Origin of the sequence: Olsenella phocaeensis, from assembly GCF_900120385.1 — a bacterium.
Taxonomy (GTDB): Bacteria; Actinomycetota; Coriobacteriia; order Coriobacteriales; family Atopobiaceae; genus Olsenella_I; species Olsenella_I phocaeensis.
The window spans coordinates 1,144,632-1,153,398 of record NZ_LT635494.1; the positions used below are offsets into that span (position 1 = coordinate 1,144,632).

An 8,767-nucleotide genomic window follows, 5' to 3' on the forward strand; every position below is an offset into this window, starting at 1 on the left:
CCCGAGAGGCTCGCCGCCACGGCCTTCAGCGCGGGCTTGAGCAGGAGCGCCCCGAGCTTGGAGCGGCCCGAGCTCGCCACCGAGCGCTTGACCTCCGAGAGTATGAACTTGGCGGTGCCCTCGAGGCTCTTGAGTGCCACGTTGCCGGTGAAGCCGTCGGTGACGATCACGTCGTAGCGGCCGGCGAGCACGTCGGTACCCTCGCAGTTGCCACGGAACCAGTCCGGGCCGGCCTCGGCGAGGGCCTTGTGCGCCGCCAGGACCGCCTCGGACCCCTTGGTGTCCTCGGAGCCGTTGGAGAGGAGCGCGACCGTGGGCTCCGCCACGCCCAGCGCGACGCGCGCGTAGGCGCGCCCCATCTGGGCGAACTGCACCAGCATGTCGGGGCGCGCGTCGGCGTTGGCGCCCATGTCGGTGAGGACGGTCTCGCGTCCCGTCATGCCTGGAAGCGAGCTGGCGATAGACGGCCGCTTGATGCCCTTAACGCGTCCGATGTGGAGCGTCGCCGCGGCGAAGATGGCACCGGTGGACCCGGCGGAGAAGAAGCCGTCCGCCTCCCCTGCCCTCACGCTGGCGCAGCCCCGCACGATGCTCGAGTCCCTCTTGGCGCGCACCGCGTCCGCGGGATGCTCGTCCATGCCTATGACCTCGGTCGAGACGAGCGCGCGCACCCGCTCGTGGGACGCGGCGAAGGGAACCACCACGTCCTCGTCGCCCACGACGAGGACGCTCAGGTCCCCGTCGGCCTCAAGCGCCTTCCCTATGCCCTCGAGGACGACCCTGGGCTCCTCGTCTCCCCCCATGGCGTCAACGCAGATGGTGGTCATGTCCTGCCTCCCCCGTGCCGCTGCGCGGCGTGTACGTCTAAAGAGGGAGGCCGACCCCGGTTGGGGCCGGCCTCCCCAGGCCTCGTCTGTCAGGAGGGCTACTCGGTGACGACGACCTCGCGGTCCTTGTAGTAGCCACAGTTGGGGCACACGTGATGCGGAAGCTTAGGAGCGCCGCACTGGGGGCAAACGGAGCGTGCCGGAGCGGCGAGCTTGCTGTTGGCCGAACGACGAGTGTGCGTGGCGCCACGGCCCTTTTTCTGCTTGGGAACTGCCATCTTGAACCTCTCTTAGACTCACATCATGCCCGCGCGGTTGCCCGGAGCGGTCTGACCTGCAAACACACAAGGATAAATATAGCACCAGACGCCCCCTTGTGAAGGAGAGCGCACCATTTCCACGGCAAATTGCCTCTAGACGCCACGGTGCGTCCGACATGGTAGCAAAAGCCGGAGTGCATTGGGGATGACCGCGCCCCACCCAACACCCATCAGGGGGACGACAGGCTATGCCCTGAGCGTCGCCCTCAGCCGGCTGGGACGCAGAAGGAGGTCAAGCGCCTCGCAGGGCCCGGGCACCAGCACGTTCGCATGCCCGAGCAGGGCGGCGCACGTGCCCTCCTCCCCCACCACGGCGATTCGGAGCGCGGCTAGGTCGAACATCCCGATGTCGTTGTAGCCGTTGCCGACGCAGCAGACCCCGCCGCCGAGGGAGCGTACGATCTCCTCCTTGCTGAGGCCGGCGGAATCCGAGGGGAAGGTCAGGAGTCTGAGCGGCAGGCCCTCGCAGGCAGCGGCGGCGCTCCCGTAGGTGTCGGCCGTCAGCACGATGACGTCGACGAGGTCGCTGAGGAGCGCGATGCGCTCGGCCACGCCCCCGACGAGCCTGCCATCTGCGGCGATGGTGCCGTTGAAGTCGAGCACGAGGTGGTCAATCCCGAGCTCTTCCCTTCCCGGTATGTCGATGCGGATCACGTCGGGCCTCCCGATCCTGGACGGGGAACAAGAAGCTGCCCGGCCAGCTCAGCCGACCGGGCAAGGCGACGAGCGTGGCACGGCCCCCGCCTACGAAAGGTCGAGGCCCTTGAGCACGGAGAAGGGATTCGACTCCATGCGCAAGGCCTCCAGCTGGGCGGCATGCCCGCAGTCCTCGTGGTTGAGGTTCGTCCCGCATACGGGGCAGAGCCCCGCGCAGTCCTCGCGGCAGAGCACGACGTAGGGCGTCTCCATGAGCAGGGCTGAGTTGATCGCCTCGCCCAGGTCGATGCTGTGGTCGGGCAGGACGAGCGAGTAGTCGACCTCGTCTTCGTCGTCACTTTCGGGAAAGGTGCCGGGGTCCTTGAAGAGGTAGTATTCGTCCACCTCGCCGTCCACGTCGAACTCGGCGGGGTCGAGGCAGCGGTCGCAGGTGCCCACCACGTGCGCGCGCACCATGCCCGTGGCGAGGATTCCCTCGCCCACGTTGGTGAGGACGAGGTCGTAGTCCATGCCCTCGGGGAGCGAGAACTCGTGCTCGCCCAGGCTGTAGCCCTCCTGGTCGACGTGGCCCGAGAGGGGAAGGGTGTCCCCCGCCTCGGCCAGGCGCTCGTCCAGGATTTGCTTGATCTCTGCCATGGCGCTACCAGGCGACGTCGTTGGTCTGGTTGCGCGGGCCGGAGTTCTCGTCCAGCGTCTGGCGGACGCGCGTGACGGAGTTGGTGAGGGACTTGAGGTTGTCCTCGAGGTGGGCCAGGACGGTGTCGGCGTACTCCTCCGCGTTGTAGCGGGTGTCGCGCTCGTACTGGGCCGCCTTGTCGCGGATGTCGTCGGCCTGCTGCTGGGCGAGGCGCACGACCTCCTGGTCGCCCGCGAGGATCATCGCCTGCTGCTGGGCGTCGGCGATGATGGAGTCGGCCTGCAGCTGGGCACGCTCCAGGGTCTCCGCCTCCTCCTTGACGATGCGGCGGGCGTCAGAGAACTCCTGCGGGAAGACGCGGCGGATCTCGTCCAGTATCTCGTAGACCTCGTTGGCGTCGACGATCTTCTTGTTGGCGCCCGCGGCGAAGGGCGTCTTGCCCTCGCTCACGATCTGCTCGAGTTCGCCGACCAGGCTCTCGATCTCCTCACCCGGCTGCATACGGGCTCCTTTCGTCATGCTGGCGACCTGACGTGCGCCCCTAGGTTTGGATTCAGGCCGCATCGCTCACATGTTAGCAGATTGGATGAGCTGCCCGTTTGCCGGAAGGCCATTTGCGGGCAGCGTGAAGGCATGGGCGGACGACATGCGGTGGCCGCGCGCCTCTCGCCTAGGTCCTGTAGTGGAGCCTCAGGCGCTCCGCCACCCCCGGGGGCACGAGGAAGCTCACGTCCGAGCCCAGGGAGGCAAGTTCGCGCACGATGGAGGAGGAGACGTAGCCGTACTGGGGGTTGGACATGACGAAGACCGACTCGACGTCGGGCGCCATGTGGCTGTTGAGGTCGGCCTGCTGGAGTTCGTACTCGAAGTCAGTCATGGCCCTGAGGCCCTTTACCACGCCGCCGGCGCCGACCTCCCGGCAGAAGGACATGAGGAGCCCCGAGAAGGGCCTGACCTCCACGCCGTGTATGCCCACCTCGCGCAGGGACGAGCGCAGCATGTCCACGCGCTCGTCGAGAGAGAACGCAGGGCCCGTGCCGCGCTTGTTGACAGAGGCGGCGACGGCGACCGTCACCTGGGGGAAGAGCCTGCACGTGCGCTGGATCACGTCGAGGTGCCCGTAGGTCACCGGGTCGAAGGTGCCGGGCACCACCACGTGCTGGATCCTGTCGTCTGCCATCCTAGGCCTCCTGCGTCTGGAAGAGGGTCACCGTGGTGATGCCGTGGGACTTGCTGCGAACCAGGCGAGCGCCCGGGAGCGCAAGCTCGTCGGCGTCCGTCGAGCGCTCGTAGAGCACGAGGCAGCCCGGGACAAGCAGGCCCCCGGAGCCCAAATCGACCACCATGTCCGAGACCGTGGAGGCGGGCAGGGCATAGGGTGGGTCAAGCACCACGATGGAGAAGGGCGAGCCCCAGATGCCGCCGCGACGGGCCAGCTTGAGCGCGTCGCCGCAGACCACGCGCGCGACAGAGTCAGCGCGGTCGCCTGCNCCTTGTCGACCTGTCGCTCGAGGGGCTTGAGCTGGCGGCCGATCTCGCGCTGTATGTCCTTGGCACGGGTCAGGTTGTCCTGCATCGCCTGGAGCTTGCGCTCCGAGCGGTCCTTGCGGCGGCGATGCTTGCTGATGCCCGCCGCCTCCTCGACCAGCTCGCGCCGCTCCTCGGGCCGGCTCGCCAGGATCGAGTCAAGCTTGCCCTGGCTGATGATGGAGTGGGTGTCCTTGCCCAGGCCGGAGTCGTGCAGGATGTCCGTGATGTCGCGCAGGCGCGAGGGCGCGCCGTTGATGAGGTACTCGGACTCGCCCGAGCGGTACATGCGGCGCGTGACGGCGACCTCGGAGAAGTCGATCGGAAGGGTGTGGTCCACGTTGTCGAGGACGAGCGTCACCTCGGCGAGGCCCACCGCGGCCCTGCCCGAGGAGCCCGAGAAGATGACGTCCTCCATGGCCTGGCCGCGGAGCATCTTGGCGCTCTGCTCGCCCAGGACCCAGAGGATGGCGTCGGATATGTTTGACTTGCCGCTGCCGTTGGGGCCCACCACGACGGTGAGGCCGGGGTCGAAGACCATGTTGGTGCGGTCCGCGAAGGACTTGAACCCCTTGAGCGTGAGCGACTTCAGATACACGTCGAAAGAATCCCTTCCAGGCGCAGGGCCGCTAGTTCTTCTCGCCGCCCGAGGCAGGCAGCTGCCCCATGCGCTGGAGGGCATCCAGCGCCGCGGCCGACTCGGACTCCTTCTTGGAGCTTCCCTCTCCCCTGCCCATGCGCACGCCGTCCACGAGGACGACCGAGGTGAAGGTGGGGCTGTGCGCGGGACCGCGCTCTCCGGCGAGCTTGTACTCGGGGGCGCAGCGGAGGTCGCGCTGGGTCACCTCCTGGAGCCTCGACTTGGGCGAGAGGGGCCTCTCCGCAAGCTCCGGCGACATGTGCGGGGCCAGCGTGCGGGAGACGAACTCGTGCGTCGCGTCGTAGCCGGCGTCGAGGTAGAGGGCCCCGACTATGGACTCGTAGACGTTCTCGAGGGCGGAGTGCAGCCCCCGGGCGCCGGTCCCGCGCTCGGACTCGCCGAAGACGATGACCTCCCCTATGCCGAGCTCGTCGGCGACGGCGCTCAGCATCTTGCCCGACACGAGCGAGATCTTGAGGCGCGTGAGCTCGCCCTCGTCCATGCGGGGGAAGCGCTCGAAGAGGTCGGTGGCGACGATGGCGCCGAGTATGGAGTCACCCAGGAACTCGAGCCGTTCGTACGAGGCCGACACGGGCTTGTTCTCCACCGCGGAGGGATGCGTGATCGCCGAGGTGGCGAGGTTCTGGTCAGCGAAGTGGTGGCCCACTATCTCCTCGAGGCGGGCCACCTGCTTGTGGGACTTCAAGTGAGCGTGCCTCCCTAGGCGCCCAGGGCGCTGGCGATGGCGTCGACGGCGTCGCCCAGGGTCTGGATCTTCTGCAGGGAGTCGTCGTCGAGGGTGGAGCCGAACTCGTCCTCGAAGGCGGTGACGAGCTCGAGCAGGTCGAAGGAATCCGCCCCCAGGCTCTTGAACTCGGTTGACTCATCCAGGCCCGCGGCGTCCGCCTCGAGCTCGTCCGCCGTGAGGGAGACGACCTTCGCCAGTATGTCGGAACGCTCCATGGATCCTCCTCGACCAAGGTGGCGCCATCGCCACCGGCTGCATTCTCCGTCGATTGTACCCTGCTACTGGCCCTGCTGGACCAGGCGGGCGACATTGTCCACAAGCCCTGCCCGCACGGCCCGCGCGCAGGCCAGGGTGCCGTTCATCACGGCGTCGGCGGAGGTGGCGCCGTGGCCGATGAGCACCGGCGCNCCATGCGCTGCTCGTCACTGAGTACGAAGGGAAGGGAGGCCACGAGCCGCGAGAGCCTCGGTCCGTCCGTGACGTGCCTGAAGGGAGTGACGCCCCCAAGCTCCATCTGCCGCCTGGAGTGGAGGGCGAGCTGCAGGCAGAGGAGCTCGTCGTAGGCGAGGCGCTCCCTGGCCACGGCGGCCTCGGCGAGGCTGAGGGGGAAGTGGACGGCCCTCAATGCACGACCCAGGCCCATGAGAGATCGCTCGAGCCGGAATCGGACGGGGAGGAAGTCCGCCACGTCGCCCGAGCTGGCGAGCGCGGACGAGACGATCCTGCGCATCCAGGAGGTGGAGACGCCCTCCCCCACCGGATGCACGGGAAGGACGCGGGCGTAGGACGAGACGTCCCCCTGGCCCTCGATGACCTCGAAGAAGGGAGAGCGCATCTGCTTGAATCCGTAGGCGAAGCCCACCTTGCCCGAGAGGGCCACCTGCATGCCGGGCTTGAGCTGGTCCGCCACCCAAGGCGCGCGGAAGAAGCTGACCCGCATGACGCCGGTCTGGTCGAGCACGTAGACCTCGACCACCTGCATGCGCGGCCGAGGGCGCTTGAGCGTAACGCGGTCCACGGTGGCGATGACCGTGGCGTCGTCCCCCACGTCCGCGAGGGCTATGTTGGTCAGCCTGCTGAAGTCGAGGTAGCGGTGGGGCAAGTGTAGGAGGACGTCGCGGACGCGGACGAGGCCCAGGCGAGCCAGGGCCTCGTAGCGCGCGCCCGAGACGAACCTCAGGCGCGACGCGTCGTCCGTGAGCGAACAGGTCCTCGAGAGGCGCTCGCCCACCTCTGCACAGGTGGGAACGCTTGCTCTTCCTGCCAAGGCTTACTCTATCGAGAAGACCACCGGGTAGAGGGGCTGCTCGCCGCGGTGCGCGTCGACCTCGAGGTCAGGCTGGGCCTCCTCGATGGCGGCCACGAGCTCTTCGAAGTCCTCGTCGCCGAGGTCGGAGCCCGCGAGGATGGTGAGGGTGTCCCCCTCCTCCTCTTCCTGCATGCGGGCGATGACGTCGAGGGTGACCTGTCGCACGTCGCTGCCCACGACCTCGATGGCGCCCCCCTCGATGCCCATGACGTCGCCCGCGTGGATGGGGGTGCCGTCCGCTGCGGCGGAGTCGCGCACCGCGGTGGTCACCTCGCCGTCACGGATGGTGCCGATGGCCTCTCCCATCTGCTCGACGTTGGCCTCGAGTCCCTCTTCGGCGTCCGCCGCGAACATGGCGGCAAAGGCCTGGAGGACGGTCTTGGTCGGGACAACCGCCGCCTCGACGTCCGTGCAGGCGCTGACGGCGGCCTCGGCGGCCATGCGGATGTTGCCGTTGTTGGGAAGCACGATGACGCTCGTGGCGTTGCAGGCCTCGATGGCCTCGAGGATGTCTGCCGTGGAGGGGTTCATGGTCTGCCCGCCGGACACGATGACGTCGACGCCCAGCGAGCGCAAGATCTCGGCCTGCCCGGACCCTGCGGCGACGGCCACGAAGCCCAGGCCCTTCTTGGGGGCGGCGTGACGCGGCGAGGACTCCTTGTCCTCGCGGATGCCCTCGGTGCGCTCCTGTGCCTCGAGGTCCATGTTGTGGACGAACACGTTGAAGATCTGGCCGCGGTGCAGCATGTGGCGCAGGACGCGGTCGGGCCTGTTGGTGTGCACGTGGATCTTGTAGTCGGGGTTGGTGCCCACGAGGAGCTCGCAGTCGCCCATGGAGCTCAGGTACTTGAGGTTGGCCTCCTCGTCGAAGTCCTGGCTGTCGGCATGGAAGAGGAACTCGGTGCAGTAGCGGAACTCGGATCCCTCCCAGTCGTCGTTGATCTCTATGTCGACGACGTTGGCGACCTGCGCCTTGGCGCTCGTGGGGGTGACGCTGGTGTCGAAGTCCGAGACCTCGCCCGCCTTGCCCTCGTAGGCGTTGACGAAGGCCTCGATGAAGGTCGCGAGGCCGAAGGCGCCGGAGTCGACGACGCCGTTCTCCTTGAGGACGGGCAGGAGGTCGGGGGTGCGGGCGACGGACTCGTAGGCCTCCACCACGATGGCGTCGAGGGCCTCCTGGGGCGTGGCCTTGGCCCTCTCCATCTGGTCCGCCCTGGCCGAGACGTCCTTGAGCACGGTGAGGATGGTGCCCTCGACGGGCTTGCGCACGGCCTTGAAGGCCACCTTGACGCCGTTGCGCAGCGCCGAGGCGATGTCCGCCGTGGTGGCGTCCGGGCCCTTGGCGCCGGTGAGGCCCTCGGCCACGCCGCGCCGGATCTGGCTGGTGATGACGCCCGAGTTGCCACNATCGCCGTGACATTGGGGACGTCGACGCCCACCTCGATGACCGTGGTGGAGACCAGGACGTCAATCCCCCCGGCAGCGAACTCCTCCATGACGCGGTCCTTCTCCGCCGCGGGAAGGCGTCCCGTGAGCAGGCCCACCCTGAGCCCGGGTAGCACGCGCCTCTGGAGCTCCTGTTGGGTCGACGTGGCCGAATGGAGCCTCTTGGCGTTGGAGCGCACGGACTCCGGGACGTCCTCGAGCTCGCCGCCCTCGTCGGAGTCGTCCACGAGCGGGCAGACCACGTATGCCTGGTGTCCCGCCTCGCAGGCCTCGCGCAGGCCTGCGTATGCGAGGTCCATGCTCTCGGGCGGGATGACCCTTGTGGTCACGCCCGCCCCGGGCACCGGCCTGTGACGGATGCGCGATATCGAGAGGTCACCATAGAGCGAGAGGGCCAGCGTGCGAGGTATGGGCGTCGCCGTCATGGCCAGGAGGTCTGCGCCCGGGCCCTTGCGCCTGAGGGCGGCGCGCTGGTCCACGCCAAAGCGGTGCTGCTCGTCGATGACGGCGAGCGAGAGACGGCGGAACTCGAGGTCATCCGAGAGGAGCGCAGTCGTGCCGAAGAGCGCGCAGGGCTCGCCCGACGAGAGGAGCGCGGCGGCACGCGCCCGCTCGTCTGCCGGGGTGGCGCCCGTGACCAGGGCCCAGGGCACGCC

10 protein-coding genes and 3 pseudogenes are annotated in these 8,767 nt (G+C 68.3%); all 13 read right to left on the bottom strand.

Features of this window, described 5'->3' with window-relative positions:
* A partial coding sequence (plsX, locus tag BQ7388_RS05470) for a phosphate acyltransferase PlsX (RefSeq protein WP_072500466.1) occupies positions 1-827 on the bottom strand: 827 nt, incomplete at its 3' end.
* A gap of 98 nt (positions 828-925) precedes the next feature.
* Positions 926-1,105: a 50S ribosomal protein L32 gene (gene rpmF / locus BQ7388_RS05475; protein ID WP_009279317.1), complete on the bottom strand. Its 180-nt coding sequence runs from the start codon at positions 1,103-1,105 to the stop codon at positions 926-928.
* 228 nt (positions 1,106-1,333) lie between these two features.
* The gene (locus BQ7388_RS05480; RefSeq protein ID WP_072499937.1) at positions 1,334-1,801 is read right to left on the bottom strand and encodes an HAD family hydrolase; all 468 of its coding nucleotides are present in this window, start codon (positions 1,799-1,801) and stop codon (positions 1,334-1,336) included.
* Positions 1,802-1,891: 90 nt separating this feature from the next.
* On the bottom strand, positions 1,892-2,440 hold the full coding sequence (locus tag BQ7388_RS05485) for a YceD family protein (protein WP_072499938.1): 549 nt from the start codon (positions 2,438-2,440) through the stop codon (positions 1,892-1,894).
* 4 nt (positions 2,441-2,444) lie between these two features.
* Entirely contained in the window at positions 2,445-2,942 is a 498-nt protein-coding gene (locus BQ7388_RS05490; RefSeq protein ID WP_009279320.1) for a hypothetical protein, read from the bottom strand.
* A gap of 169 nt (positions 2,943-3,111) precedes the next feature.
* On the bottom strand, positions 3,112-3,621 hold the full coding sequence (coaD, locus tag BQ7388_RS05495; RefSeq protein WP_009279321.1) for a pantetheine-phosphate adenylyltransferase: 510 nt from the start codon (positions 3,619-3,621) through the stop codon (positions 3,112-3,114).
* A 1-nt stretch (position 3,622) separates the two neighbouring features.
* On the bottom strand, positions 3,623-3,901 hold the full coding sequence (locus BQ7388_RS12650; RefSeq protein WP_200781436.1) for an RsmD family RNA methyltransferase: 279 nt from the start codon (positions 3,899-3,901) through the stop codon (positions 3,623-3,625).
* A gap of 26 nt (positions 3,902-3,927) precedes the next feature.
* A pseudogene (locus BQ7388_RS05500) lies at positions 3,928-4,566 on the bottom strand (chromosome segregation SMC family protein); the annotation flags it as partial.
* A 31-nt stretch (positions 4,567-4,597) separates the two neighbouring features.
* Positions 4,598-5,314, bottom strand: a complete 717-nt coding sequence (gene rnc / locus BQ7388_RS05505; RefSeq protein WP_009279314.1) for a ribonuclease III — start codon at positions 5,312-5,314, stop codon at positions 4,598-4,600.
* Between the two features lie 14 nt (positions 5,315-5,328).
* A complete protein-coding gene (locus BQ7388_RS05510) occupies positions 5,329-5,571 on the bottom strand; it encodes an acyl carrier protein (RefSeq protein ID WP_062530986.1) in 243 nt (80 codons plus the stop codon).
* A 146-nt stretch (positions 5,572-5,717) separates the two neighbouring features.
* Positions 5,718-6,587: an OB-fold nucleic acid binding domain-containing protein gene (locus BQ7388_RS05515; protein WP_234946930.1), complete on the bottom strand. Its 870-nt coding sequence runs from the start codon at positions 6,585-6,587 to the stop codon at positions 5,718-5,720.
* 39 nt (positions 6,588-6,626) lie between these two features.
* Positions 6,627-8,078, bottom strand: a pseudogene (locus BQ7388_RS05520) (DAK2 domain-containing protein); the annotation flags it as partial.
* A gap of 50 nt (positions 8,079-8,128) precedes the next feature.
* Positions 8,129-8,536: pseudogene (locus tag BQ7388_RS13360) on the bottom strand (ATP-dependent DNA helicase RecG); the annotation flags it as partial.
* Positions 8,537-8,767: the final 231 nt, after the last annotated feature.

Coding starts and splice junctions, on each gene's coding strand:
- rpmF (WP_009279317.1), bottom strand. CDS start 1,105: ATGGCAGTTCCCAAGCAGAAAAAGGGCCGTGGCGCCACGCACACTCGT.
- BQ7388_RS05485 (WP_072499938.1), bottom strand. CDS start 2,440: ATGGCAGAGATCAAGCAAATCCTGGACGAGCGCCTGGCCGAGGCGGGG.
- BQ7388_RS05490 (WP_009279320.1), bottom strand. CDS start 2,942: ATGCAGCCGGGTGAGGAGATCGAGAGCCTGGTCGGCGAACTCGAGCAG.
- coaD (WP_009279321.1), bottom strand. CDS start 3,621: ATGGCAGACGACAGGATCCAGCACGTGGTGGTGCCCGGCACCTTCGAC.
- BQ7388_RS05510 (WP_062530986.1), bottom strand. CDS start 5,571: ATGGAGCGTTCCGACATACTGGCGAAGGTCGTCTCCCTCACGGCGGAC.